At 69.0% G+C, this 24,830-nt stretch carries 22 protein-coding genes; 12 read left to right on the top strand and 10 right to left on the bottom strand.

Going from position 1 to position 24,830, the window contains the following annotated elements; all coding sequences use genetic code 11:
* Positions 1 to 3 precede the first annotated feature (3 nt).
* The 3 genes from ACGWYJ_RS08225 to ACGWYJ_RS08215 form a co-directional block, all read right to left on the bottom strand.
* Positions 4 to 891 carry a branched-chain amino acid ABC transporter permease gene (locus ACGWYJ_RS08225; RefSeq protein WP_395105074.1) on the bottom strand — a complete coding sequence of 296 codons (888 nt, stop codon included), beginning with the start codon at positions 889 to 891 and terminating at the stop codon, positions 4 to 6.
* A 4-nt stretch (positions 892 to 895) separates the two neighbouring features.
* On the bottom strand, positions 896 to 2,173 hold the full coding sequence (locus tag ACGWYJ_RS08220; protein WP_395105073.1) for an ABC transporter substrate-binding protein: 1,278 nt from the start codon (positions 2,171 to 2,173) through the stop codon (positions 896 to 898).
* A gap of 67 nt (positions 2,174 to 2,240) precedes the next feature.
* A complete protein-coding gene (locus ACGWYJ_RS08215) occupies positions 2,241 to 2,708 on the bottom strand; it encodes a cupin domain-containing protein (protein ID WP_395105072.1) in 468 nt (155 codons plus the stop codon).
* A 159-nt stretch (positions 2,709 to 2,867) separates the two neighbouring features.
* Between ACGWYJ_RS08215 and ACGWYJ_RS08210 the strand changes: the two genes are divergently transcribed.
* Positions 2,868 to 4,052: a zinc-binding alcohol dehydrogenase family protein gene (locus ACGWYJ_RS08210; RefSeq protein ID WP_395105071.1), complete on the top strand. Its 1,185-nt coding sequence runs from the start codon at positions 2,868 to 2,870 to the stop codon at positions 4,050 to 4,052.
* A gap of 208 nt (positions 4,053 to 4,260) precedes the next feature.
* Here the strand turns inward: ACGWYJ_RS08210 and ACGWYJ_RS08205 are convergent, their stop codons facing one another.
* The 3 genes from ACGWYJ_RS08205 to ACGWYJ_RS08195 all read right to left on the bottom strand — a co-directional run bounded on the left by ACGWYJ_RS08205 (position 4,261) and on the right by ACGWYJ_RS08195 (position 7,436).
* Positions 4,261 to 4,983: a GntR family transcriptional regulator gene (locus tag ACGWYJ_RS08205; protein ID WP_395105070.1), complete on the bottom strand. Its 723-nt coding sequence runs from the start codon at positions 4,981 to 4,983 to the stop codon at positions 4,261 to 4,263.
* A 61-nt stretch (positions 4,984 to 5,044) separates the two neighbouring features.
* Positions 5,045 to 6,580, bottom strand: coding sequence for an AMP-binding protein (locus tag ACGWYJ_RS08200; protein ID WP_395105069.1), 1,536 nt, complete (start codon positions 6,578 to 6,580; stop codon positions 5,045 to 5,047).
* A 10-nt stretch (positions 6,581 to 6,590) separates the two neighbouring features.
* The gene (locus tag ACGWYJ_RS08195; protein WP_395105068.1) at positions 6,591 to 7,436 is read right to left on the bottom strand and encodes a fumarylacetoacetate hydrolase family protein; all 846 of its coding nucleotides are present in this window, start codon (positions 7,434 to 7,436) and stop codon (positions 6,591 to 6,593) included.
* A 204-nt stretch (positions 7,437 to 7,640) separates the two neighbouring features.
* On the opposite strand from ACGWYJ_RS08195, the gene ACGWYJ_RS08190 reads away from it, so the two are divergent.
* Genes ACGWYJ_RS08190 through ACGWYJ_RS08155 form a run of 8 tightly spaced genes read left to right on the top strand, consistent with a single transcriptional unit; the run spans position 7,641 to position 16,918 of the window.
* Positions 7,641 to 8,618 carry an ABC transporter substrate-binding protein gene (locus ACGWYJ_RS08190; RefSeq protein ID WP_395105067.1) on the top strand — a complete coding sequence of 326 codons (978 nt, stop codon included), beginning with the start codon at positions 7,641 to 7,643 and terminating at the stop codon, positions 8,616 to 8,618.
* Positions 8,619 to 8,637: 19 nt separating this feature from the next.
* A complete protein-coding gene (locus ACGWYJ_RS08185) occupies positions 8,638 to 9,441 on the top strand; it encodes an ABC transporter ATP-binding protein (RefSeq protein WP_395105066.1) in 804 nt (267 codons plus the stop codon).
* The gene (locus ACGWYJ_RS08180) at positions 9,434 to 10,198 is read left to right on the top strand and encodes an ABC transporter permease (RefSeq protein ID WP_395105065.1); all 765 of its coding nucleotides are present in this window, start codon (positions 9,434 to 9,436) and stop codon (positions 10,196 to 10,198) included. The genes ACGWYJ_RS08185 and ACGWYJ_RS08180 overlap by 8 nt, the downstream gene beginning before the upstream one ends.
* Positions 10,199 to 10,230: 32 nt before the next feature.
* Positions 10,231 to 12,285, top strand: coding sequence for a hydantoinase/oxoprolinase family protein (locus tag ACGWYJ_RS08175; RefSeq protein ID WP_395105064.1), 2,055 nt, complete (start codon positions 10,231 to 10,233; stop codon positions 12,283 to 12,285).
* Positions 12,282 to 14,051, top strand: coding sequence for a hydantoinase B/oxoprolinase family protein (locus tag ACGWYJ_RS08170; RefSeq protein WP_395105063.1), 1,770 nt, complete (start codon positions 12,282 to 12,284; stop codon positions 14,049 to 14,051). The genes ACGWYJ_RS08175 and ACGWYJ_RS08170 overlap by 4 nt, the downstream gene beginning before the upstream one ends.
* Complete coding sequence (locus tag ACGWYJ_RS08165; protein WP_395105062.1) at positions 14,048 to 14,620, top strand: peroxiredoxin-like family protein; 573 nt, start codon at positions 14,048 to 14,050, stop codon at positions 14,618 to 14,620. Before ACGWYJ_RS08170 ends, ACGWYJ_RS08165 begins: the two co-directional genes overlap by 4 nt.
* Entirely contained in the window at positions 14,617 to 15,534 is a 918-nt protein-coding gene (locus tag ACGWYJ_RS08160) for an alpha/beta fold hydrolase (RefSeq protein ID WP_395105061.1), read from the top strand. Before ACGWYJ_RS08165 ends, ACGWYJ_RS08160 begins: the two co-directional genes overlap by 4 nt.
* Entirely contained in the window at positions 15,527 to 16,918 is a 1,392-nt protein-coding gene (locus ACGWYJ_RS08155) for an aldehyde dehydrogenase family protein (protein WP_395105060.1), read from the top strand. Before ACGWYJ_RS08160 ends, ACGWYJ_RS08155 begins: the two co-directional genes overlap by 8 nt.
* Positions 16,919 to 17,049: 131 nt before the next feature.
* Here ACGWYJ_RS08155 and ACGWYJ_RS08150 read toward each other — a convergent pair whose 3' ends face one another.
* Positions 17,050 to 17,676 carry a LysE family translocator gene (locus tag ACGWYJ_RS08150; protein WP_395105059.1) on the bottom strand — a complete coding sequence of 209 codons (627 nt, stop codon included), beginning with the start codon at positions 17,674 to 17,676 and terminating at the stop codon, positions 17,050 to 17,052.
* On the opposite strand from ACGWYJ_RS08150, the gene ACGWYJ_RS08145 reads away from it, so the two are divergent.
* Positions 17,651 to 18,256 carry a hypothetical protein gene (locus tag ACGWYJ_RS08145; RefSeq protein WP_395105058.1) on the top strand — a complete coding sequence of 202 codons (606 nt, stop codon included), beginning with the start codon at positions 17,651 to 17,653 and terminating at the stop codon, positions 18,254 to 18,256. The genes ACGWYJ_RS08150 and ACGWYJ_RS08145 overlap by 26 nt on opposite strands.
* Positions 18,257 to 18,920: 664 nt before the next feature.
* Here ACGWYJ_RS08145 and ACGWYJ_RS08140 read toward each other — a convergent pair.
* On the bottom strand, positions 18,921 to 19,904 hold the full coding sequence (locus tag ACGWYJ_RS08140) for an isopenicillin N synthase family dioxygenase (protein ID WP_395105057.1): 984 nt from the start codon (positions 19,902 to 19,904) through the stop codon (positions 18,921 to 18,923).
* Between the two features lie 680 nt (positions 19,905 to 20,584).
* On the opposite strand from ACGWYJ_RS08140, the gene aroB reads away from it, so the two are divergent.
* Together aroB and ACGWYJ_RS08130 are read left to right on the top strand one after the other, a co-directional pair.
* Positions 20,585 to 21,769: a 3-dehydroquinate synthase gene (gene aroB, locus ACGWYJ_RS08135; protein ID WP_395105056.1), complete on the top strand. Its 1,185-nt coding sequence runs from the start codon at positions 20,585 to 20,587 to the stop codon at positions 21,767 to 21,769.
* A 37-nt stretch (positions 21,770 to 21,806) separates the two neighbouring features.
* A complete protein-coding gene (locus ACGWYJ_RS08130; protein WP_395105055.1) occupies positions 21,807 to 23,039 on the top strand; it encodes a glycosyltransferase in 1,233 nt (410 codons plus the stop codon).
* Here the strand turns inward: ACGWYJ_RS08130 and ACGWYJ_RS08125 are convergent.
* Positions 22,972 to 23,496 carry a VOC family protein gene (locus ACGWYJ_RS08125; protein WP_395105054.1) on the bottom strand — a complete coding sequence of 175 codons (525 nt, stop codon included), beginning with the start codon at positions 23,494 to 23,496 and terminating at the stop codon, positions 22,972 to 22,974. The genes ACGWYJ_RS08130 and ACGWYJ_RS08125 overlap by 68 nt on opposite strands.
* Positions 23,493 to 24,782 (bottom strand): DegT/DnrJ/EryC1/StrS family aminotransferase, encoded by a 1,290-nt coding sequence (locus tag ACGWYJ_RS08120; RefSeq protein WP_395105053.1) that lies wholly within the window; start codon positions 24,780 to 24,782, stop codon positions 23,493 to 23,495. Before ACGWYJ_RS08120 ends, ACGWYJ_RS08125 begins: the two co-directional genes overlap by 4 nt.
* Positions 24,783 to 24,830: the final 48 nt, after the last annotated feature.

Raw genomic sequence — 24,830 nt, 5'->3', positions numbered from 1 at the left:
GCATCAGACCCGCACCGCCTTACCGAAAATGCCTTGCGGGCGGACGAAAAGGATCAGCAGGAAGACCAGGAAACCGGTCAGGGTCTGCAATTGCAGGGGCAGGAAGATCTGTCCTAGTCCCTGGATCAGTCCGATGAGCAGGCCGCCGACACAGGCCCCGGGAACACTGCCGAGCCCGCCGAGTACCACCGCCGCGAACATCAGGATGATGAAGTCCAGCGAAACGAACGGCTGTATCGGGTAGAAGGTCGCGAGCAGCGCCCCGCCGACCCCCGCGAGACCCGTACCGATCGCGAAGGCCGCACGGTGCGCCCTCTTCACTTCGATACCGCAGTACTGCGCGGCCACGGGGTCCGATGCGGCAGCCCGCAGGCCGCGGCCGAACGCGGTCCTGTTGAGGACGACGAAGAGTGCCCCGCTCACCAGCAGAGCGATCGCGAACGCGAGAAGCCTCTGCGGATCGAGCACCAGACCTGCGACTTTGATCGGCTCCTGAACCCCGCCGCCCCCGCGAGGGTCGGATCCGAAGATCATCAGGGCTGCGTTCTGCAGGATCAGGGACAGCCCGAGCGTGAGAAGCAGCTGGGCGTCGTGGTCGCGTTCGGCCGGTCGGCCATCGACCGACTGCGCGAGGCGGCCTATGAGGACCAGGTGGAGCAGCCAGCCCACGGCCATGAAGACAGGCAGGAGCAGCACGGCGATGGCGATGCCAGGGATCGCCGTCCCGGTGGAGATGAGGAGGGCGGTGTACATCGCCACCATGACGGCGTCGCCATGGGCGAAGTTCACCACACCCATGACACCGAAGATCAATGCAAGTCCCGTCGAGAGCAGAGCGATGACTCCGCCCGTCATCAGCCCCGAGATCGCGTACTGGAGCAGGTCGTTCATGCCGTCACCCGGCGAACTCGGGTTTCGCGACCGCGGCGTCGGCCGGCCACACGGTCACCGGCTTCCCGTCCTGCCATTGCACGATGAGGGGGGTGGCCTCCTTGCGCCGCCCGCTTTCGTCGAACCGGACCCGGCCCCCCGACATGGTGGCCGCGGGGCCTTCCCTGAGGTCGATCCGCTTGAGCGCGTTATTGACGGCGGTGGGGTCGGAGCTCTTGGCCGCCTCGATGGCCTCCTTGATGAGCCAGACGTGGTAGTAGCCGCTGAGGGCATCCTGCGTCATGAACGGCTCACCGGTACGTTCGCTGAACTTCGAGACCAAGTCCTCCGTCCCCTTGCCCGGGTGACCGCCGACGACGGTCATGAGTCCCTCGACCCTGTTCCCGCCGAGATTCTTGAGGTACTCGGGCAGGACGAGCGCCGCCCCGTTGCCGATGATCGGAGCGTCGACGCCGAACTGGTCGAAGGCCCGCAGCGCGACCGAGGAGTCGGAGAACGTCGCCGGGCTGTAAATGATCGCGTCGGGCTTCGCCTTCACGAGCGCATTGGCGATCGATGAACCCTCGCGCAGGGGCGGCGTCCACTGTTGCGTGGTGATCACCTTCAGCCCCAGGGCAGGGGCGACCTTGGTCTTGACGGCGTCGAGGAAGCCCTGGGACGCGGCCGTGTTGTCGCCCACCAGGGCGACGGTCCGCACCGGATGACCGGCATCGGCGGCGATCTCCTGGAAACCCTTGAGGCCGTCGCGGGCCGACAGGCTCGAGACCGGGGAGGTCTGGTAGACGTACGTGAAGCCGCGCGCGGTGATCTGATCCGCGAAACTGACGGTCAGCCACGGCACTCGCTTGCGTTCGGCGACTTCGGTGACTCCGAGCGTGAGACTGCTCGCCCAGGCGCCGATGCCCGCCGTGGGGCGGTTTCTGGCGAGTGCACGGTTCGCGGCGGAGACCGCGGTCTCGACGGTGCCGCCGGCATCGTGCGCATCCAGCACGATCTTGGCGCCGCCCAGCGCCTTGAGGCCCCCCGCCGCGTTGATCTCATCGGCGGCCATCTCCGCGCCCCTCTTGACGAGATTTCCCTGACGGGAGAACGGTCCGCTGATAGGCAGGACGAGCGCGATATGTGCTTCGCCTCCCGTTCCGCCCGCCTGCCCCATGCCGCACGCGGAGAGCAGCGCCGCCCCGAGGCTCAGGACGATGGAGGCGGAGAGGAGACGGGTTCGGCCGCGCGTGTTCCGGCGACGTGTGTATGAACTTGCCGGGGTGGTCGTGATCTGCGTCATGACAAGAACTCCTTAAGGAGACGCCGGACACAGGACTCCGAGAGAAGGTCCCTGCTTCGAGGTGAGGTCAGCCGGCTTGGTTCTCGGCGACCGAGGTGTCGTACTCTTCGTCGTCCGGCAGGAACCGGTTGCTGGGAGAGCCGAGGTATCGCGGCGTCTCGCCTTCATCATGGAGTGCGACAGCGAAGCCGGAGACGAGTGGGTCGGCGTGCAGGCCCGGAGTGTGCACCTCGATGAGGACGCACGGCTTACCGGACTTGTTCCAGGACCAATGGATCTTGCCCTCCGGGATGCGGAGGAAATCTCCGGCCTTGAGATGGAAGGCGCGGTCCTCGATGAAGACCCACAGTTCCCCTTCCTGGAGCAGGTTCAGTTGCTCGCAGTCGTGGAAGTGTGGTTTAGAGTGGTAGCCGGCCGGGCGGGTGGCGACCATCAACGAGGAGTTGTTGCCGTACACGGCCTTCGTCGAGAACGTGGTGTTGCCCATATCGACGATGTGTTCCGTCACGGCATCGCCGACGGCGTGAAGAGGCATTCAACTTGTCCCGTCACACGTCGTGAGACGCGCTCACTGCGGCGCTTGTGCGCTTCGCATCAAGGGAGACCGGCGACTGGCGCCTGCTTGGTTCGGTATAGGACCCTGACAAGACAAGCGGTCGGTACGGCCTGTTGAATGCGGGCAGGTTACCAGCGTGTGTCCTGGATCGCAATATATCAGGCGCTGATTTCTCAGCGTAACGCAGACACTCCGTTCAGTGACGGATCGCCATTCTGGCCGGGATTCCGGGGCAGGAGCCGATTCAAGCTTCTTTCGACGATCGTCGAAGGTTGGTACGGTGGGCACGTCATTCGACGATCATCGAAGGTTGGTGGCATGTCCCGAATGATGAACGCGCTGGTCTTCGACAAGCCGGCACCGGATGCGTCCGCGACCCGCGTGGCGAGGGTCCCGGCTCCGACGCCCGCACCCGGACAGGTCGCGATCGCGGTGAGCTATGCGGGAATCAACTTCAAGGACGTGATGGCCCGCCGGGGCGACCCGGGATATGTCGACACCTGGCCGTTCGTGCCCGGCCTTGAGGTCGCGGGCGAGGTCCTCGCGGTGGGAGCCGGAGCCGATGGGGTCGCGGTGGGGTCCAGAGTCGTCGCCCTGACGAACGCGGGCGGGCTTGCCGAGCAGGTCGTCGCCGATGCGGAGCTCGTCGTCCCGGTCCCCGACGGAGTCTCCCTGGCCGAGGCGGCGGCCGTTCCCGGTGGGTTGACCACGGCCCGGCTGCTCGTCCACGACATCGGAAGGGTTCTTTCCGGCGACGTGATCGCCGTGCACAGCGCGTCCGGCGCGGTCGGCAGCGCCGTGCCACCTCTCGCTCGAAAGATCGGGGACGTGACCCTGGTCGGAATCGTGGGCGCGGCGACCCGCGTCGAGGCGGCGGTCCAGGCGGGATACGACATGGCCTTCGTCCGCGGTCCGGGGCTGGCCGAGTCCGTGCGAAGCGAGGTGGGCCGAGGTGTCGATCTCGTTCTCGACCCGCAGGGCACCGCATGGCTGGACGAGGACCTGGCGATGCTACGGCCCAGCGGACGGATCGTGGTCTTCGGCAACGCCGGTGGCGGCGCCTTCGACGCGCTGCCACCGATCGGAAGGTTCTTCGGATCGAACGCCGCCGTCGGCGGGTTCAGTCTCGCCGCGCTTTCGGCGGCCGAGCCCGCCCGGGTGCGCGACGCGATGTCACAGGTGCTGCGCCATATGGTCGACGGTGACCTTGTCACCAATCTGAACATCCTCCGTGGCCTGGAAATGGCGGCACGCGCCCAAGAGCATCTCGCCGAAGGTAGCGGGACTGGAAAGTACGTCATCCACGTCGCGGGTGACGACTGACGCGACGCAGACCCTGAGCCCCGATGCCGTGCGTCCGCCGCGGAGTCGCCGAGCATGCCGTGCCCGCCGCGGAGGCGGAACGTGCCCGCGGGCCGTATCCGTAACGGCGCCTCACGGCAGGTGACCCCGCGCGGATCGCGGCCGGGGTGGTCAGGCACGACGCGCCAGGCGGCGGCGGCACCGTACGCCGGCAGGGGCCACGGTCGTGTCAGAGGCCGAGGGTTCGTGGGGGCTCTTCGGCGGACTTGACCATGGCGAGGGCGGTGGGGAGGGCGAAGGGGGCGTGGCGCTGGGCGGTCATGAGCGTGATGGCCGTGCCGGCGATGTGGTCGACCAGCAGGTCGCGTGCCAGGCGACGGTCCCCGGCGCGGCATGCCTCCAGCAGCTTGCGGTGCTCCTCGATCTTGGCGTCGAACGCCGCGCTGTTGCGCTCCTGGTCCATGAACGCGCGCTGGTAACGTTCGGCGTGGTCGAAGAGCCTCTCCAGGTGGTCGCGGAGCCGCGGCCCGGCGCCTTGGCGGAGGATGGCGTGGAAGCGATAGTGCGCCTCGGTGTCGCCGTCCCGGCCGGCGTGGTCGAGTTCCCGCTCCATCTGCTCGAAATCCTTGGTGCGGAGCATCGGGACCGTGAGCCAGACCGCCAGCCCCTCGCCCATGACCCGGAGCGAGTACAGGTCGTCCAGGTCGTTCATGCTCAGCGGGCTGATCCGGACCGAGCGGTGGGGGCCGATGTCCTCGACCAGTCCCTCGCGTTCGAGGAGCCGCAGGGCCTCGCGCAGCGGGGTGCGGCTGACCGAGAGCTGGCGGCTGAGCTGGAGCTGGGAGATCTCGGAGCCGGGCGGGAGCGTGCCTTCGATGATGAGGCGGCGCAGAACGTCGTGCACGTTCCTGGTTCCCGCGCCGGCTCTGGAGTGCGCGGGATTGGCGGTCACGTCGGCGGTTCCCCGTTCGGCTCGATCACTGTGCACAATTTCAGATGTATTGTACACAGACTCACACCATGCGATCGCGGCCGCGCCAGTAATCTTCGCGCAGGGTTCTCTTGAGCACCTTGCCAACGGCTGATCTGGGCAGTTCGCGGAAGATGACCTCCTTGGGCGCCTTGATGCTGCCCAAGCGGCCCTTGCACAGGGCGACGAGGTCGTCGGGATCGGCGGTGGCGCCCGTCTTGAGCTGCACGACGGCCGTCACGCGCTCGCCCCACTTCGCGTCCGGCAGGCCGATGACGGCGCAGTCCCGGACGGCCGGATGGCCGAGAAGGACCTGCTCGACCTCGCTCGGGTAGACGTTGAAGCCGCCGGAGATGATGAGGTCGCGTTTGCGGTCGACGATGTAGAGGTAGCCGTCCTCGTCGAATCTGCCGACGTCGCCGGTGGCGAGCCAGCCGCCGGGGAGACCGACGGCCGCGGTCTGGTCGGGTGCCTTGTGGTAGCCCTTCATCCTCAGGGAGCTTCGGACGACGATCTCGCCGGGCTCGCCGACGGGCCTGGGAGCGCCGTCGTCGTCCACGACCGCCACGTTCGCGACCAGGGACGGCCGCCCGCAGCTCGCCAGCCGGCCCCGCAGCCGCGCTTGGGCGCGTGCCTCGGCGTGCTCGTCCGGCCCGAAGTAGGTGCACATCATGGGGAGTTCGGTCTGACCGTAACACTGGGCCATCACCGGCCCGAAGACGTCCATCGCCTCTTCCAGCTTGGCCACCGACATCGGCGCCGCCCCGTAGATGAAGTAGCGCAGGCTCGACAGGTCGCGCCGTCGCGTGCCGGGGTGGTCGAGCAGCGCGTAGATGGCGGTCGGCGGCAGGAAGAGGCGGGTCACCGCGTTCCGCTCGATCGATTCGACGATCTCCTCCGGTACGACGCCGTCATGCACGATGTTCCGTCCGCCCAGGGCGAGGACGGGGAAGACCAGCGCGCCGGCCGCGTGCGTCATCGGCGCCGCGACCAGGTTCACCGGGTCGCGCTCGGGCATGTGGGCGTTGAAGGCGTGGATCATCGTCTCGAAGGCCCGGTTGGGAACCTCGACGGCCTTGGGCCGGCCGGTCGTGCCGCCGGTGCCGAAGTAGCCGGCGACCGCCTCCGGGTCCAGCGGGGGCGGCGGGACGCGGACGCCCGCCGGAGCCGCCCACTTCTCCAGGTCGTCGATCGCGACGACCTGTTCGAGCGTGCCGACCGCTCCGCGGATCCGCTCGGCCACCCCGGCCAGGTCCGCGGAGTGCAGCAGCGCCCGCGCCCCGACGAGTTCCAGCAGCGCGATCAGGTCGTCGGGCGTGGAGCGGGCGTTGAGCGCGACCCATGCGCAGCCGGCGCGCAGCACCCCGAGCACGCACGGGAAGAGCCGCGTGGTGTTGGCGCTGAGCACGCCCACCGGCGCCCCAGGGCCCAGGCCGTTGTCGATCAGAGCGGACGCGACCCGGTGGGTGAGGTCGGCGGCCTCGGCGTAGGTCAGCGCGCCGGTCCCGTCCGGACGGACGAACGCGATGCCGCCGGGGTTGAGGGCGGCGCCCCGGTCGAAGAATTCGATCACTTGCATCGCGCGCTCCTCACCGTGACGCCGCGACGCAGCGGTTGACCTGCTCGCCGAGCCCGTCGATCCGTGTGGTGAGGGTCCGGCCGTCGGTCAGGAACAGGGGCGGCTTGCGCGCGGCGCCCACACCGCCGGGTGTCCCGGTGGCGATGAGGTCGCCGGGCACCAGCGTGATGAACGAGCTGATGTAGGAGACGATCTCCGCCGCGGAGAAGACCAGCTCGCTGGTCACCGACTTCTGCATCACGTCGTCGTCCACGGCACAGGTCAGACCGGCCGCTCGCGCGTGCCCGACCTCGTCGGGCGTGACCAGGTAGGGCCCGACCGGCGTGCTGGCCTCGAACGTCTTGCCCTGCAGGAACTGCGAGGTGCGGAGCTGCCAGTCGCGCATGCTGATGTCGTTGACGATGGTGTAACCGGCGATCACGTCCCACGCCGCCTCCGGGTCGATGTTCCGGGCGGCCTCGCCGATCACCACGCCCAGCTCGACCTCCCAGTCCACCGCGTCGGAGTTGGCCGGCAGGACGATGTCGTCGTACGGGCCGATGAGACTGCGGGCGTACTTGGCGAAGATCGTGGGGTACCGCGGGACCTCGATCCCGGCCTCGGCGATGTGGTCGCGGTAATTGGCCCCGACGCACAGCACCTTCTCGGGACGCGGTACCAGCGGCGCGAAGCTCGCCTCGGACACCGGGACGGTCCGGTCGCCGGCCCGCGCCGCCCGCTCTCGCCAGTCGGGCCCGGAGGCCAGGAGCGCACCGACGTCCGGGTACGGCAGGACGCTGATCAGGTCACCGTCGAGCCGTCCCGCCGCGGTCGTCATGCCGTCGCCGTCCTTCAGTCGGATCGTGGTCAGTCGCACCGAGTCCTCCCTTCGCCGTGGGCGGGACCCGCGGCTGTACAACATGGCGACGCCACTGTACATTCTTTTGGCAGAACTGGATACAGTCCTTTAGCCACTGTGGCCAGTCTCCAGAATCGGAAGGCGGTGAAGGCCGTGTTCGTCCTTGGCCTGAACGGCGGTCGTCTCGGTGTTACGGCGAGAGCCTCGGTGGGCGGATTGGTGGTGGCCGCCGTACTGGCGGTCGCGGGATGCGGGGGTGGAGGGCAGGCCGGTGGGAAGCCACTGACCAAGGTCCTCTACCGAGGCCCGTTCGTGACGTCGGGCGCCGACGCGCCTTACTACTACGCCGCCAAGCTCGGCTACTACGAACAGGAAGGTCTGGAGGTCGAGATCCGCGACAGCAAGGGCTCCACCCAGGCGATCACGGATGCCGGCAGCGGCGGCTCGGACGTGGGCATGGCCGCGGTCACCAATCTGATCACGGCGGTGGCGCAGGGCCAGCAGGTCACGGGCGTGGCCACCGTCCTGGGGCGCACCAGCTTCGGATTCTTCGTCCCCAAGGATTCCGGCATCGCCTCGATCAAGGACCTGCGCGGCAAGTCCATCGCGGTGACCGCGCTGGTGGAGCGGAACATGTACGCGGCGCTGGCGGGGGCGGGCCTGGCCGAGTCCGATGTCAGGGCGGTCGTGGCGGACCCGAACGCCCTGATCACGACGTACGTGAGCGGCAAGGTGGACGCGATGTACACCGTGCGGCACTTCGCGCCCCAGGCGGCACGGCGGCCCGCCAACGTCCTGCTGCAGTCGGAGGCCGGCTTCAATCCACCCGACTACGCGCTAGTCGTCTCCAAGCGTACGCTCAGCGAGCGCCCGCAGATGGTTCGTGGCTTCGTCCGTGCCACGTTGCGCGGTTTCCAGGCGGCCAAGCGCGACCCCGAGGCGGCGATCGACGCGCTCCTCGCCCAACACCCCCAGCTCGACCGCGGGCAGTCGCTCGGCACGCTGAAGTCGGTGCTCGAATTCCTGTGCTCGCCGAGCCAGCGCGGCCGCCCCTACGGAGAGAACTCCCCTTCCGACTGGTCGAACACGGTGACGAGCCTGCGGAAGGTGGCCGATCTGCAGGGCCCCGCCGACAGCCGGGCCTACTTCGACAACAGCCTGTTCACGAAGGGGAACGGCCTTGGCACCGGGACGTGCTGAAGCGCGCGCCCGCACCGCCGTGACAGGGCGGACAGGCCCGGCCGCGCGCACGCTGCGCGCCACGGGCGTGACCAAGGTGTTCCCCTCCCCCGAGGGGCCCATCACCGCGCTGGACGGGGTGGACCTGACCCTCGACCCCGGCGAGTTCGTCAGCGTGCTGGGCCCCAGCGGCTGCGGCAAGAGCACGATGCTGGCGATCCTTGCCGGTCTCGACACCCCGACGAAGGGCCAGGTGATGGTCGGGGAGCGGGCGGTGACCGAACCGCTGCTGGAGGCCGGCGTGATGTTCCAGCGCGACCTGCTGCTGGAATGGCGCACCTGCGAGGACAACATCCTGCTCCAGTTCCAGATGCGCGGCCTGCCCACCGCGCCCTATCGCGAGCGAGCCCGCGAGCTGCTGGAGATGGTGGGGCTGACACGGTTCGCACGGCGGTTCCCGCGGGAGTTGTCCGGTGGCATGCGGCAGCGGGTGGCGCTCTGCCGCGCCCTGGTGCACCGGCCGCCGCTGCTGCTCATGGACGAGCCGTTCGGCGCCCTGGACGCGCTCACCCGGGAGAGCCTGAACGTCGAACTGGGCGAGCTGGCCGCGCGCACACAGACCTCCGTCCTCTTCGTGACCCACGGCATCGACGAGGCGGCCTTCCTCGCCGACAGGGTGGTGGTGATGTCGCCGCGGCCCGGCCGGATCGCCGGTGAGGTGCGGGTCGATCTGCCGCGCCCCCGGTCGATGGCCGTGCGCGAGGAGCCGGAGTTCGTCGCCCGCACCGGCCGCCTCCGCCGCATGCTGGCCGAACGGGAGCAGGGGACGGTGGCCGATGTCTAGCCTGGGCCGGTGGATCGGCGGGCAGACGGCCTTCTGGTACGTGCTGGCGATCGCGCTGGTCGTCGCCGTGTGGCAGGGGGTGGTGCTGGTGGGACGCACACCCGACTACCTGCTGCCCACCCCCGCCCAGGTCGTGGAGGCGCTGTCCACCTACCGCGAGCCGCTGCTGAAGCAGGGCTGGGTCACGCTGCGCGGAATCCTGCTGGCCTTCGGGATCTCGGCGGTGCTCGGCGTGCTCCTGGCGATCCCGATGGCCTTCTCCCGTGTGGTCGAGCGGCTGGGCTACCCGCTGCTGGTGATGACCCAGGCCGTGCCGAAGGTGGCGCTCGGCCCGCTGTTCATCGTGTGGTTCGGGTTCGGGCTGATGACCAACGTGCTGATCGCCGTGTCGGTGGCCATCTTCCCGATCATCGTCAACACCGTGCTGGGGCTCACCACGATCGACCCGGACCTGGTGCGGCTGGGCCGCTCGATGGGCGCCTCCCGCTGGCGGCTGTTCCGGCTCGTCCGCCTGCCCACGGCCTTGCCGAGCGTGCTGGCCGGGCTCAAGGTCGCCATCACCTTCGCCGTGATCGGCGTGGTGGTGGGCGAGTTCATCGTCGGGGGGGCGGGCCTGGGCTACCTGACGATCTCGGCGAGCGGCAACCAGAACGTGCCGCTGCTGTTCGCGTGCGTCATCAGCCTGGCCGTGCTGGCCGTCCTCGTCTTCGCCGCGGTCGAACTGCTGGAACGCCTCGCGCTGCGCAGGCATCCCTGAAAAGCGGGCATCCCCGAAAAGGAGAGTCATCCATGCCGATTAGGGCCGCCGTCGACATCGGCGGGACGTTCACCGACGTCGTGGGCTACGACGACGTCAAGGGCACGCTGACGCTGGGCAAGACGCTCAGCACTCCGCATGACCTCATCGACGGCGTGTTCGGCGGCCTGCGCGCCGCCGACATCCCGGTGGACGAGCTCGCCTTCGCCATCCATGGCAGCACCGTCGTGGTCAACGCGCTGATCGAGCGCAAGGGCGCACGGACCGCGCTGCTGACCACCGAGGGGTTCCGCGATGTCTACGAGATCGGCAGGATCAACCGGCCGGACGCGTTCAACCTCGCCTTCACCAAGCACCGCCCGCTGGTCCCCCGCGAGATGATCTTCGAGGTGCCCGAGCGGCTGCGGGCCGACGGCACGGTCGCGAGACCGCTCGACGAGGCGCGCACCCTGGAGATCGCCCGCCGCCTGGCCGCGCTCGGCGTCGAGTCGGTGGCGGTGGTGCTGCTGCACGCCTACCGCGACCCCGCGCATGAGATCCGCGTCGGCGAGATCCTGCGCGCGGAACTGCCCGGCGTGTACGTCACGCTGTCCCACGAGATCAGCCGCGAGTACCGCGAGTTCGAGCGGACGTCCACGGTGGTGGCCAACGCGTTCGTGGGCCCGCTGGTGAGCGACTACCTGGGACGCCTGGAGGACCGGCTGCGGGAGGGCGGCTCCGGCGCGGCCCTGGCGGTGATGCAGTCCAACGGCGGCGTGTCCGACGTGGTCACCGCGTCCGGCCAGTGCGTGCAGATGCTGGAGTCCGGCCCGGCCGGAGGCGTGGTCGGCACGATCGCGCTGTGCGAGGCGCTGGGGCACCGCGAGGCGATCGCGTTCGACATGGGCGGTACCACGGCGAAGTCGGCGGTGATCCGCGACCTGACGTTCCCGATGGCCAGCGACTACTTTCTCGGCGGCTACGCCACGGGACTGCCGATCCGGATCCCCTGCCTGGACATCGTCGAGGTCGGCACGGGCGGCGGCAGCGTCGCCTGGCTCGACCAGGCCGGCGGCGTCCACGTGGGGCCGCACAGCGCCGGCGCCGACCCCGGCCCGGCCTGCTACGGCCGGGGCGGCACGCAGGCCACCATCACCGACGCCTCGGTGGTGCTGGGGCATCTGGCGCCGCGGGGCACGCTGGCCGGAGGACTGGAACTGGACGGTGACGCCGCCCGGCGCGCGGTGGGCGCCCTGGCCACCGAGCTCGGCATGGACACGGCGTCCACCGCGGCCGGGATCACGGCCATCGGCGCCGCCTCGATGGCGAACTCGGTCCGTGCGGTGACCACCGAGCGCGGCCTGGACCCGCGGGACTTCGTGCTGGTCGCCTACGGCGGCAACGGCCCCCTGCACGTGTCGCTGGTCGCCCGCGAGCTGGCGATCCGGCGGGTGGTGGTGCCGCCGAACCCCGCCCTGTTCTCGGCGTTCGGCATGCTCATGGCGGACCTGCGGATCGACGTCGTCCAGACCGGCGTCCGGACGCTGAGCGAGGTGACGGCGGAGGAGATCGAGTCGTCCTACCGGGAGCTGGAGGACGAGTGCGGACGCGCGCTGGCCGAGGGCAAGCTGGAGTTCGGCTCCATCGAGTTCCTGCGCGCGGCCGACATGCGGTACGTCGGCCAGGAGCACACCGTCACCGTGAACGTGCCGTCCGGCCTCGACGATGTCGGCGACGTGAAACGCGCGTTCGACACCGAGCACGAGCGCCGCTACAGCCACAGCGCGCCCGGCGAACCCGCGCAGATCGTCAGCCTGCGCGTCTCGGCGGTCGGCCGGCTCCGCAAGCCCGAACTGACCACGATCCCCGAGGGGACGGCGGTACCGCCGGACGAGGCCGCGACCGGCGTCCGCGACGTCGTCTTCGTCCCCGCCGAGGGCGCGGTCCCGACCCCGGTGTACGCGCGGGACGCGCTACGTGCCGGCAACCGGATCGCCGGGCCCGCCGTCATCGAGGAACCCACCGCCACCACGCTGCTGCGCCCCGGCGACCGCGCCGAGGTCGACGGCTACGGAAACCTGCTGCTGGAGATCGGAGCCCGGCCATGAGCATCACCGACGCCGCGTCCGGCGCGAGCACGATCGACCCGATCACCGCCGAGATCATCCGTGCCGGGTTCGTCGCGATCACCGAGGAGATGAAGACGAACCTGATGCGCACGGCCTACAACCTGATCATCTACGAGGCCCAGGACTTCACCGTGGGGCTGTTCGACGCCAACGGTGACACGATCTCGGTCGGGCTCGGCCTGCCGATGTTCGTGGGCGGGCTGTCCGACGCCATCAAGGCGAAGCTGGAGTTCTACGGCCGGGACGGGATCAAGCCCGGCGACATCCTGCTCACCAACGACGCCTACATCATGGGCAGCCACCTCAACCACATGATCTTCACTCTGCCGATCTTCCACGAGGGCGAGCTGATCGCCTTCGCCTCGTCGATGGCGCACTGGATCGACGTGGGCGGCGTGCTCGGCGGCACCACCACCGACATCTACTCCGAGGGCCTCCAGGTCCCGATCGTGAAGATCTTCAAGGAGGGCGTCCAGGACGACGAGCTGACCCGGCTGATCGCGCTGAACGTCCGGTTCCAGGACCTGGCGATGGGCGACTTCCGGGCGCAGGTCGCCGCCGTCCGCACCGGGGAGACCCGGATGCGCGCGATGCTGGAGCGCTACGGCGCCGACGTCGTCAAGGCCGGGATCGCCGACGTGTTCCGGCGGGGCGAGGAGCTGAGCCGGCAGGCGGTGGCGCGGATCCCGGACGGCGAGTACCGCGCCGAGGCGTACATGGACGACGACGGGGTGAAGGTCGGCGAGCGGGTCCCGGTCCGGGTGCGGGTGGTGGTCGAGGGCGACACCATGACCATCGACCTCGGCGAGATGAGCCCGCAGGTCGCCGGCTACTTCAACTCGGGCGCCACGGCCGGGCGGTCCGCCGCCCAGGTCGCGTTCAAATGCCTCACCTCGCCGCAGGAGTACCCGATCAACCACGGGTCGCTGCGCCCGCTGAAGGTGGTCCTGCCGCCGGGGACGGTCGTCAGCGCGGTCCGCCCGGCCGCGATGCGGCTGTGGATGACCTATCCGATGACCGTCGTCGACTGCGTCTTCCGGGCGATGGCCGAGGTCATGCCGGACGCCACCATCGCCGGCCACCACGCCGACCTGGGGATGTCGCACACCTACGGCGTGGACGAGGCGACCGGGCGCTTCTTCCAGTTCTTCGGCGGGCCGCAGGGCGGCGGCTGGGGCGCCACCTCGCGGGCGGACGGGCAGAGCGCCACGATGTGCATCAACGACGGCGACACCCACAACGCCCCCGTCGAGGTGGTGGAGGCCAAGTCCCCGATGGTCACCATCGAGGAGTACTCGCTCGTCCAGGACTCGGGCGGAGCCGGGCTGCACCGCGGCGGGCTGGGGACCAGGCTGCGCATCCGCGTCCACACCGCGGCCAAGCTGGACACCTGGATCGAACGCACCTCCTGCGCACCATGGGGACTGAAGGGCGGGCACGCGGCGGCCGGCAACCACGTGCGGATCGAGCGTGCCGACGGCGAAGTGATCGACTTTCCCAACGGCAAGGTCGCGGCGCTCGACCTGGCCGCCGGAGACGCCCACGTCATCGAGCTCGGCGGGGGCGGCGGCCACGGCGACCCGAAGGCCCGTCCGGTCGATCGGGTGCTGGCCGACGTACGGGCCGGATACGTCTCGCAGGAGCAGGCCCGTGCGGCATACGGGGTCGTCATCACCCGGACGGGCGATGACCTCGCGGTGGACGAGGCGGCGACGGCCATGCTCCGCTCGGAGGTGAGCCGATGAGCGGCAGGACGGCCATCACGCTCGGAACGGCCGTGGCGAAGCGGACGCTGACCGACATCCATGGCGCCGCCGTCCCGATCCCCGAACCGGGCCGCCTCGTCCATCTACAGCTACGGCGCTTCGCCGGATGCCCCGTCTGCAACCTTCACCTGCGGTCGGTCGTGGGCCGGCACGCGGAGATCGAGGCGGCGGGCGTCCGGGAGGTCGTGGTCTTCCACTCGACGGCGGACCTGCTGCGCGAGCACGCGGGTGACCTGCCGTTCGCCGTCGTGGCCGACCCGGACAAACGGCTGTACGCCGAGTTCGGCGTGGAGTCCGCGCGCCGGGCGATCCTGCACCCCCGGGTGTGGGCGACGATCGTGCGGGCCGTGCTGCGCTCCCTGTGGGGGGTCCTCCGCCACCGGCGGCCGATGCCCGCGCTGTTCCCCGAGGGCGGCCGCTTCGGCCTGCCCGGCGACTTCCTGATCGACGAGGACGGCCGGGTGCGGGCGTACAAGTACGGCGAGCACGCCTACGACCAGTGGTCGGTGGACGAGCTGCTCGACCTGGCGCGCAAGGAGGGGCGATGACCGACTGGACGTTCGGCGGGCTGTGGCCCTACGAGCCGCGATGGTTCGACACCCCCGACGGGAGGCTGCACTACGTGGACGAGGGCCCCCGCGACGGACGTCCGGTGGTGCTGCTGCACGGCAACCCCACCTGGGGTTTCCTCTACCGCGACTTCATCGGCCCGCTCGTGGACGCCGGGCACCGGGTGATCGTCCCGGACATGCTCGGGTTCGGACGCTCGGACAAGCCCGACCGGCCCGCGCTCTACCGGATCGGCGAGCACATCCGGCGCACGGACGCGCTGCTGGAATCGCTCGACCTGCACGGCGCCGTCGTGGTGCCGCAGGACTGGGGCGGCCCGGTCGGCCTGGCCTGGGCGGTGGACCATCCCGAGCGGGTCGCCGGGCTGTTCCTGCTCAACACGGCCGTCCACGTCCCGCGCGGCAGGTTCAAGGTCCCGTTCTCGCTCACCTTGTTCCGGGCGCCCGGCCTCGGCGAGGTCATGGTCAAGGGCCTGGCCGCCTTCCACCGCCTCTTCCTGTTCAAGGTCGGCGTGATGGCCCCCGAGCGGCTGACCCCGATGGTGAAGCGCGCCTATCTCGCCCCGCATCCGACCTGGTCCAGCCGGACCGCCGTGCTGGTGTTCCCGCGGGAGATCCCCGTCCGGCCCGACGAGCAGCCCTGGGCGAGGCTCGCCGCGCGGATGGAGGAGGGACTGGAACGGCACTTCCGCGACCGGCCGGTCAAGATCGTCTGGGCGATGCGGGACCCGGGCTTCACCCCGGACGTCCTGCGGGAGATGTGGCTGGAGACCTTCCCCGACGCCGATGTCGTGCGTCTGGACGAGGTCGGCCACTACCTCCAGGAGGACGCCCACGAGCGCATCGTCCCCGAACTGCTCGACTTCCTGGCGAAAGAGGACTTCCATGGATGACCTGCGATCCCTGTTCGAGGCGCAACGCCGCGCCGCCCGCGGGCCCGCCCCCACCCTGGACGAACGCCTCGGCCATCTGGGCATGGTCGCCGAGATGGTCATGGCCAACCGCGCACGCATCGAACGCGCGATGTCCGATGACTTCGCCGTCCACCCCGAGCAGCTCACCGCCATGACCGAGGTGCTCGCCGTCGCCGGGCAGGCCGCCTACACCATCGAGCAGCTGCCCGGATGGATGGAGCCCGACCCGCGTCCCGCCGACCCGGCGCTGGCCGGCACCGCGACCGCCGCCATCGAGTACCAGCCCAAGGGCGTCACGGGGATCATCTCGCCGTGGAACTTCCCCTTCCTGCTCTCCCTCGGCCCGCTGATCGACATGCTCGCCGCCGGCAACCGGGTGCTGATCAAACCGTCGGAGCACACCCCCGCCAGCTCCGCGCTGCTGCGCGACATGGTCGCGGAGACCTTCGCCCCCGACCACGTCGCCGTCGTGACCGGCGACCTGGAACTGGCCAGGCGGTTCCCGACACTGCCCTGGGACCACCTCCTCTACACCGGCAACGCCGCCGTCGGCCGCGAGGTCGCCCTCGCCGCCGCCCGCAACCTCACCCCGCTCACCCTCGAACTCGGCGGCAAGAACCCGGCCATCGTCGAGGTCGTGGACGCCGAGACCGTCGCCCAGATCGTCGGCGGCAAGATGGTCAAAAGCGGCCAGGTGTGCATCGCACCGGACTACTGCCTGGTCCCCGCCGCGCAGGCCGCCGAGTTCGTCGACCTCGCCAGGTCCTACGTGGCCGACGACTACTCCCGGTCCCCGGACTGCACGGGCATCATCACCGACCGCCACCTCGACCGCCTGCTGGCCCTGCTGGACGAGGCGAAGGACAGCGGCTGTGAGGTGATCACCCTGGAACCCGGCGCCGAGGTCGACCGTGCCACCCGCCGGATACCCCTCACCCTCGTCCTCGACCCGGACGACGACCTGGGCCTGATGCGGGAAGAGATCTCCGGTGCCATCCTTCCGGTCAAGACGTACACGTCCCTCGACGAGGCCATCGACTACGTCAACGCCGGTGACCGTCCGCTCGGCCTCTACGTCTTCACCTCCGACGCCACGGTCGCCCGGGACGTCCTGGATCGCACGATCTCCGGTGGCGCCTGCGTCAACACCTGCGCGCTCCAAGGCGCCCTGCCCTCGCTCGGCTTCGGTGGCAGCGGCACGAGCGGCTACGGTCGCCACCGCGGCGTGGAGGGTTTCCGCGAATTCTCCAACGCCCGCGGCGTGGTCATCCGAGGCGAGAACGACGCCCTCGCCGCCTTTCACCCCCCGTACTCCGGCCTGGCCCAGGCCGTGGTCACCGCCGCCTTCTCCCAAGAAGGATGACCCACGGGCGCCGGGCGGCGACGCCGTCCAGCGATTCCCTGCCACGGCGACGGCTGTGCGGGCGCGTCGTCCTCGACGCCCTTCCGCATGCCCGCCGTGGCAGGGATGCCGGACGTCCTTCGCGGGGCGTGTCAGCGGTCGGCCAGGGCCAGGCGGGCGCCGAAGGCGACCAGGACTCCCCCCGCCACCATGTCCATGCCTCTGCGGAACCAGGCACGGATGATCAGTGCGCGCGCCTTGTCGATCACTACGCTGTAGAGGACGAGCCAGGCGAAGGTGAGCAGGCAGAACACCAGCCCCAGGGCCAGCATGACGGGCAGGGCACCGCCACCGCTCGGGGCGAACTGCGGCAGGAGGCTCATGAAGAAGGCCGCCATCTTGGGGTTGGCCAGGTCATTGATCAGGCCCTGTGACAGCGCCCGGAGCGGCGTCCCGGCGGCGCTCTTCGACGTGTCGGGCACGTCCTCGCCTCCGCGCCAGGCGGACCGCAGCGACTGGACGCCCAGAAAGATCAGGTATGCGGCGCCCAGGTATTTGAGAGCAAGGAACGCCGGTTCGGAGGCATAGACAAGGCCGGCGATGCCGACGCTCGCGGCGATCGTCCAGACGCACTGCCCCAGCGAGATCCCGGCGGCCGTCCAGATACCGCCGCGCCTGCCGTCGGCCAGCGCGTTGCGGACGGTGAGGGCGGTGTCGGGGCCCGGAGTGCAGATCACCGCGACAGAGACACCGATGAAGCCCAAGAGCTGTGTGACCATTTCCCCCTCCGCCCATCACACGCCGCCACCGCCCATGAAAGCCGCCACTGCCCATGAAACTAGCAGCCGTGAAAGTAGCGGACGCCGTGGGTGCGGTGACCTCCTCGATCCGGTCCAGCTCGGTGTCCTTGCCGGGGTCATTGGACTCCTTCCAAGTGCGGGTGCGCTGGAAGGAAATACCGCGCTTGCGCAGGAGCTGCCGCAGACGTTCTCGGCCGATTTTGACCCGGCGGACGGTGTTGCGTTCCAGGTAGTCGGCCAGCTTGCGCAGGCTCCAGTGCGTGAACGGACGCCCGAGCCTGACCGGGCGCGTGGTGGCCGCCGCGACGATGAACTCCTCGTCGTCGCTGGCGACAGGCGGGGACGGCCACCCGCCTGCTTAGGGTCCAGCCAGGCCAGCCCCCCAGGCGTTGAAATCGTGAAGGACATCGCGGACGGTGTCCTCATGCGCGGCGACCAGCCGCGCGATCGCCGGAACCGTCGTCCCGACGCCGACGCCATGGTGATCATCTCCCGGCGCACCCGGATCGACTCGTGCTCGCCCCGCCGCACGATCTGTTGCAGCTTGCGGCCTTCCTGATCGGTCAGGCCGCCGCGCTTTGGCCGGCTCTGCCATCAGCGTCCTCACTCTCAACAGCCCTCACGTTGCATGAGAGTGAGGCCCAGCGGCACCAGCGGCGGGGACATCACCCGGCGTGTCACCAGACCCGACGAACGTTCGTGGACACCGCACTATAGGGGCCGACCCGGAGAGAGCCTCGCCGACGGCGCCTTCTGGTCGCATTCCGGGCAGTCTGGCAGGCATCAGGGACCACCAGACTCCGCAGGCGGTGAACGCTTGGATGACCTGGGCGGCGATGACGGGCGGCATCTTGTGCCGCATCGACTCAGGGGTGTAGCGACCCTGGCGCTGCGACCGCGAAGGCCTTCGCCTCGCCGCGTAGCGGAAGCCCAGTCCTCGAGCCTGGCGGATGAGGGCGTGGGGGGCGATCAGCCGGCTGTCCTCGTGCCGGGCGGTGTGAGCAACTTGAAAAGTGCCGACTGCGGCCATGTGACTGGCCCGCGCCCCTTCCGGAAAAAGGGCGGTCATCATGGCCGCGCCGCCGTTGCAGCCGCCCCCCCACAGCACGACGAACCGCTGCACGAACGCACCCCACATGGTGAACCGGCCGCGCGCCGATGACGGACCTGCTGAATACTAGGCGGCCTTTCGTGGGATGTCGCGTCAGGGGGCTTGGCCGTGGTCACTTCACGGGGGCCTCCATGCCAAGGGTGATGCCGACCTTCTTGAGGATGGATTCGCCCGCGACAATCGGTTCCATGGAACGTCCGCCGCCTATGGGAGGGGGCAACGGGGTCACGACGGTGTCCGGGTCGGTCTCATAAAAGAAGATGAGCGATGTCAAGTCCTCCTCGGGTACCTGCGCACTCGGTGCTTGGACGCGGTGGCGCAGCGCCGACCAGCGCCCGTCCGTCCATACCTCCATGAGGTCACCGATGATGATCGTGAGCGACTCGGGGTCATAGGGTGGGGTGAGCCAGCCCTGCGTCGGATGCCAGACCTGCAGACCGCCGACGCCGGGTTGCCGGTCCAGTATGGCGATCGTGCCGAAATCCGAATGAGGCCCGACACGCAGTTGACCCTCCTCGATTTTCCCCACCGTTCGCAGCGATGGGTACCATTGGACGTTCTGAGTCCAGGTGGCACGTTGCGATTGAGCGACAAAAAAATCATCGGCGACGCCGAGCGCTTGTGCCAGCACGGTGAGAAGGTCACGTGTCAGGGCGAGCATGCATTCGATATAGCGGTCCGCCGCCGACTTGAACTCCGGGAGGTTGGGCGGCCATTTATTGGCCGGATAGTACAGCGCGTCGAATTCTTGCCGCCCCGTCTTGAGTTCGGGCCCTATATGGAAGACCTCATGGAGGTCGGGCGCGCCGGCGGCCCCCTCCAGTGCGGTGGCATGATGCGCTCCCAGCCCGCGCCAGCCGTTGTCGTAGGGCCGTCCCACCTGATACTTGTTCTTTTCCTCGACCGGTAGCCGGAAGAATGAGCGGCCGCCGGCACGAAGCTCGTCCGCCAAGGTACTCGGCACCCCATGGCCCCGGAGCTGGAACACCGCCATGGTCTTGAGACCCGCGTCCAGCGACCTGGCCATTCGCCTGCGCTCGCCCGAGTCGGCGGCACGCCACTCGGCCAGATCGAATACGGGAATCTCGCTGTTCACGCTCACAACCTCCTGGCTGAAAGACGGCTGGGCATAACGATTCGTCTGTGATCGTCATCGGGCCGCTGTGTCCACCTTTTGAGCACAGTGGAGTACTGCCGCGGAATAATGTGCACGATCGACCGTGGCCAGCCATCCGAATGCCGTCCACAGTGCGGCACGGATCAAGTATCCGCCTGCGATATGCAAGAGTTAAGTCTCGATCGGGCGCCCGACCTGCGTAGCCGAACAACCGTGACCGACCGGGGCATGGCCGGAGGTGTCCCGGTACAGCCGCTCACCCGTCCCAGCGTGGCGCCGCGCCCCGACTTGCGCTTGAACCATCGGCTCAGCGGTGATCGCTGGACCATTCATCCACTACGCCGGTCCGCTCCACCGTCGTCGATCCCGGCCCGCGCCACGGGACGCGGCAACACGATATGAATGGGCATATCCGCTCAACCATGCCTGGTCGCGCGCCGGATCGAGCTTATGCGGGATCCTCGTGGCTGGCAGACTTGAAGCGACGGCGACGAATGAAGGCAGCGTGGGCACGCAAGCCGTGTGCAAAGCCTTCCGGCTCGCCGGCCGCAAAGGCCGAGCCCGGGACTCGGCTGGATTCACCCTTCCTTCGATAATCCGATCACGACGTTCGTTCCCGCCAAGGTTCGGCGGTCGAGCCCGGAAGGCCATGGGTCGCGATGATTTCTCCTGTCGGTCATGCTCGATTCACCGATGAGCTTCCGCTGCACCACAACCCGGACGAGCCGATCACCGCCACGGCCGCGCGTTCGGACCGATATAGCGTGCATGTCCTGCCGTCGGAAGCGGACTCGGTGAAGACCTTGCTGGGCGAGATAGACGGGCGGCGGGTGGCGCTGATCACCGATGACACGGTGGCGGCCCTGCACGCCCGTCGGCTGTCCCGCATGCTCGCCGACAACGGTGTGGACGTCTCTATGACCTCGGTTCCCCCGGGTGAGACCAGCAAGAGCCTCCGTACGGCCTTCGAGCTGCTCGACTGGCTCGCCGGCACGGCCATGGCACGCCGCGATGTCCTGATGGCCGTCGGGGGTGGCATGGTGATCGACCTTGTGGGTTGGGTGGCCAGCGCGTACATGCGAGGCATTCCTTACGTGAACGTACCCACCACCCTGTTGGCCCAGGTCGACGCCGCGCTCGGGGGCAAGGTGGCCGTCGACCATGACTCGGCCAAGAATCTGATCGGTGCCTTCTACCAGCCCAAGTCCGTCGTCTCCAACGTCAGCTATCTGAGCACCCTGGACGACCGGCAGATGCGCTCGGGACTGGCGGAGGCCATCAAGAAGGGCGTCATCGCCTCCCCCGACCTGTTCGAGCTGATCGACGTCACCGCGGCGGAGATCCTCAGAGGGGAGACCGTGGCCTTGGAACGCCTTGTGGCCGGCGCGAGCGAGATCAAGTGCCGGCTCATCGCTCGCGATCCCTACGAGGAGGACCTGCGTCGGCCGCTCAACTTCGGCCACACGGTGGGCCACGCCGTTGAGACCGTCACCGGTTACGGCCCCGTTCTGCACGGTGAGGCCGTGGCTTTCGGCATGGCGGTGGCCGTGCGGATCGCCGAGAACCGGGGGCTTGCCGACCCCGCCGACCTGGCGCCGCTCCTCGCTCTGCTGCGGCGGATCGGCCTGCCCACCTCGCTGGGCGACCTGCCGGTGCAGGTGAGCGCCGACGAGATCGTCGGCGCCCTGGGCCAGATCCGGAAGATACGAGGCGGCAGCCTCCGTTTCGTCCTGCCGATCCGGCTGGGAGAGACGCTTATCGCCGACGACCTGACGCATGAGGAGATACGGTCCGCCCTGCTGTCCGCCAACGGCGACCGCCCGGACCCGGCGCCCTCCCGGTGACCTGTCCCGACCGCACAGAGCCCGAGAGGAGCTGTCGATGTCGTTTCTCATGCCCACCGATCGCGCGGTTCTCGCGGCGGCGGTCGCGGACTGCCTGGTCGTTTCCGCGGATCCGTACGCACGCGAGGCGAGCGTGACGTTCTGGAACGCCGCGCGCCCCTGGCACGATCGCGTGATCGCCGCGATTCGCGGAGCCGACGATCTCCGGGTGCGCGACCTGGCGGGCGCGTTGATCGACGACCCGGCCTCCCCGGAGCGGCACGCGGCCCTCCGGGCGGCGCTGCGCGAGGCGAAGACCGACGATATCGCCGGTGTCTTCGACCTGGCCTGGCAGGCGGAGTGCCATTCCCGGTTGGGCTTTCATCTCGGCCGGCGTTACCGCCCCGACGGTGTCCTGGTGACGGCCGACGAGGTGAGGTCATGGTCCCCGGGAAGACCGTCGGCCGATCCGGGCGCCGCCGAGATCCTGATCGTCGTGCCGTTCCGGGACCGTGGGACGGGTGGCGAGCGACTGCGCAACCTCCTGTCGTGCCTCCTCGCGCTGCGGGACCAGTCGACGCCCCGCGAGCACTACCGGGTGCTCGTCGTGGAATCCGACGACACACCTCGCTGGCAGGAGATCATCGAGCCCTTCGCCGACTCCTACCTGTTCGCGGAGAAGCCCGGGAAGTTCAACAAGTCATGGGCGGTCAACGCCGGTGTGGTCAACGCACTCGGACGGGCCGAGGCGATCTGCATTCTGGACGCCGATGTTCTGGTCGACCGCGATTTCGTGGCGCGTAACGCCGCCCGTCTGCGGCGGCCCGGCACAGGCGGGCACCTTCCATACCGGGACATGCTGTGCGTGGACGCCACGGCCACCTCCTGGGCGATCCGTGAGCGCTTGACGCGCCGGTGCGCCGATATCGGCCGTGAGAGTCTGCGAGGCTTCGCGGTCCGGCGCCCGGTGGGGTGCTGCCTGTGGGTGCGAGCCGAGGCGTTCCTCCGCATCGGAGGGATGGACGAGCGTTTCGAGGGTTGGGGCGGCGAGGACAACGATTTCGCCTACCGGTTCGACATGGCCAACGCGTTCGACAGTTTCGAAGATCTGCTTGTGCACATGTACCACCCCGCTTCCTCGCGTGAGGACGGCTGGCTGCTGGACTCGGAGGTGCCGGCGCTGAGCTGGCGGCCCAGCGAGCCGATCGGCCGGCTGGACCGCTTCAGTGCCGATCCATCAAGTGCCGATCCATCACCCCGTCGTCGAACGGATGCTGGCATAGCTCGATGACCACGCCCCAGGGGTCACGACCGTAGACCCAGCGTCGGCCCTTTCGAGGGCCGGAGTAAATGGTGACCGGCCGACTGTTGAATCGGATGCCCGCGGATCCCAGTCGCTCGCAGGCCCTGTCGATGTCGGTGACGGCGAAGGCCACATGCCCGATTCCGGTGTCGCATACCCGTCGTACGCCGGTGCCCCGAGGCGTAAGGTATTCATGCAGTTCTAGCTGACCACCGCCCACCCTCAGAATGGCCCCGCGAAGGCGGACGCGTTCGCCCGGCAGTCCGATCGCTTCCGCGTCAACCTCCGTGTCGTGCTCGCGGCTCACGAGCACGGCACCGAAGGCACGTGCATAGAACGCGAGGGCCTGCTCCAGGTCGGGCACGACTATCCCCGTGTGGTCCAACCCGATCACGTCCGGCGCCGCGCCGACGGCAGTACCGGGCGTGGGCTCTGGACGCGTCACAGCGGGCTCCTGCCGGAATCCGGGATTGCGACAAGCCGGTCGGCGTGCCGCTGTACCTTCTCGATCGCATCCGCGATCACCTGCATCCTCTCCGGCTCCGCCAACAGAGCGGAGTGATGGAGGGTCACGCACTCTCTGTGCGCACGTTCCGCCTCCGGGAGGTGAGCCTTCTCCATGCTCCGTAGGTTCTGGATCCCCTGGTAACGCCGCTTACTCCCTGGCCGAAGGAGCGGATGCCGTGACAGTGGCGGATACACGGGATGGAACTGCGCCCCTGTCTCGGCCCGAAGTGCGGCCGCGATGGTCGGCGCGGTGTGGTCCGCGAACGCGGCGGGATCGATTCGGAACGTGTAGTAGTAATGGGTCCGTTCGGTCACCTGAGGCAATGCCTGAACCGGTGCGACTCCCGGAAGCTGCTCCAGCAGAGCGTCGAGCCGCTGCGCATTGGCCGCCCGATGCGTGTTCTGCCGGGGCAACTCCTGAAGCTGGGCGAGCAGTACGGCGGCCGACAACTCCGACATGCAGTAGTTCGACCCCATGACCTCCCCCAGCATGCTCAGCTCCATCTCCCCCGGCCGCGGCACCTGAACTCGGGAACGGCCGTCCGATCTGAGCTGGTACATACGCCGGTACAGCGCTTCGTCCCGGGTCGTGGCGGCGCCGCCCTCTCCTGCGGTGAGCAGCTTCGTCTGCTGCATGCTGAACGCGCCGATGTCGCCCCAGCCTCCCACCTTCCTGCCCTCCCAGGCCGCGCCGTGCGCCTGCGCGCAGTCCTCGATCAAGGCCAGGCCATGGCGCCTGCACAATTCGCGCAGGGCGGTCAGGTCGCAGACGTTGTTGTAGAGGTGCACAACGTTGACCGCGCGGGTTCGCGGGCCTATCGCCGCCCTCACCGCCTCGGGATCGATGCACATCGTTCGGCCGTCGACGTCGACGACGACGGGAAGCGCGTTCACGGCCATGACGGTGGAAGCCGAGGCTACCCAGGTGAGACCGGGCACGATCACCTCGTCGCCGATCCCTATGTCCAACGCCTCCAGCGCGATGACGAGGCCGGAGCTGCCGTTCGCGGTGGGAACGCAATACTCCAGTCCAAGAAAATCAGCGAACTTCTGCGCGAACCGCTCCTCGAACCCCGGATCCTCCAGCCTGGGGCCGGAGATCGCCCACCGGTGTGACGCCAGGCATCTCAGCACGTTCTCAGTCGTCGCCGGAGTCTGCGACGGCCAGGCCGGCCAGCCTCCGGACCATACTTGTGATCCACCGTTCACGGCCAACTCAGTCACGGACATCACCCAACAGTTCGTTATTGAGCTCCGGACCGGTACGGGTCC

This window comes from Actinomadura sp. SCN-SB, assembly GCF_043906805.1.
Lineage (GTDB): Bacteria > Actinomycetota > Actinomycetes > Streptosporangiales > Streptosporangiaceae > Spirillospora.
The sequence above is the reverse complement of the archived record's forward strand: the minus strand, read 5'-3'. Positions and strand labels throughout refer to the sequence as shown.

Excerpts from the sequence above, each read along its gene's own strand:
- ACGWYJ_RS08225 (WP_395105074.1), bottom strand. The coding sequence starts at position 891 with ATGAACGACCTGCTCCAGTACGCGATCTCGGGGCTGATGACGGGCGGA.
- ACGWYJ_RS08220 (WP_395105073.1), bottom strand. The coding sequence starts at position 2,173 with ATGACGCAGATCACGACCACCCCGGCAAGTTCATACACACGTCGCCGG.
- ACGWYJ_RS08215 (WP_395105072.1), bottom strand. The coding sequence starts at position 2,708 with ATGCCTCTTCACGCCGTCGGCGATGCCGTGACGGAACACATCGTCGAT.
- ACGWYJ_RS08200 (WP_395105069.1), bottom strand. The coding sequence starts at position 6,580 with ATGCAAGTGATCGAATTCTTCGACCGGGGCGCCGCCCTCAACCCCGGC.
- ACGWYJ_RS08180 (WP_395105065.1), top strand. The coding sequence starts at position 9,434 with ATGTCTAGCCTGGGCCGGTGGATCGGCGGGCAGACGGCCTTCTGGTAC.
- ACGWYJ_RS08175 (WP_395105064.1), top strand. The coding sequence starts at position 10,231 with ATGCCGATTAGGGCCGCCGTCGACATCGGCGGGACGTTCACCGACGTC.
- ACGWYJ_RS08170 (WP_395105063.1), top strand. The coding sequence starts at position 12,282 with ATGAGCATCACCGACGCCGCGTCCGGCGCGAGCACGATCGACCCGATC.
- ACGWYJ_RS08165 (WP_395105062.1), top strand. The coding sequence starts at position 14,048 with ATGAGCGGCAGGACGGCCATCACGCTCGGAACGGCCGTGGCGAAGCGG.
- ACGWYJ_RS08160 (WP_395105061.1), top strand. The coding sequence starts at position 14,617 with ATGACCGACTGGACGTTCGGCGGGCTGTGGCCCTACGAGCCGCGATGG.
- ACGWYJ_RS08155 (WP_395105060.1), top strand. The coding sequence starts at position 15,527 with ATGGATGACCTGCGATCCCTGTTCGAGGCGCAACGCCGCGCCGCCCGC.
- ACGWYJ_RS08145 (WP_395105058.1), top strand. The coding sequence starts at position 17,651 with ATGAAGCCCAAGAGCTGTGTGACCATTTCCCCCTCCGCCCATCACACG.
- ACGWYJ_RS08150 (WP_395105059.1), bottom strand. The coding sequence starts at position 17,676 with ATGGTCACACAGCTCTTGGGCTTCATCGGTGTCTCTGTCGCGGTGATC.
- aroB (WP_395105056.1), top strand. The coding sequence starts at position 20,585 with ATGATTTCTCCTGTCGGTCATGCTCGATTCACCGATGAGCTTCCGCTG.
- ACGWYJ_RS08130 (WP_395105055.1), top strand. The coding sequence starts at position 21,807 with ATGTCGTTTCTCATGCCCACCGATCGCGCGGTTCTCGCGGCGGCGGTC.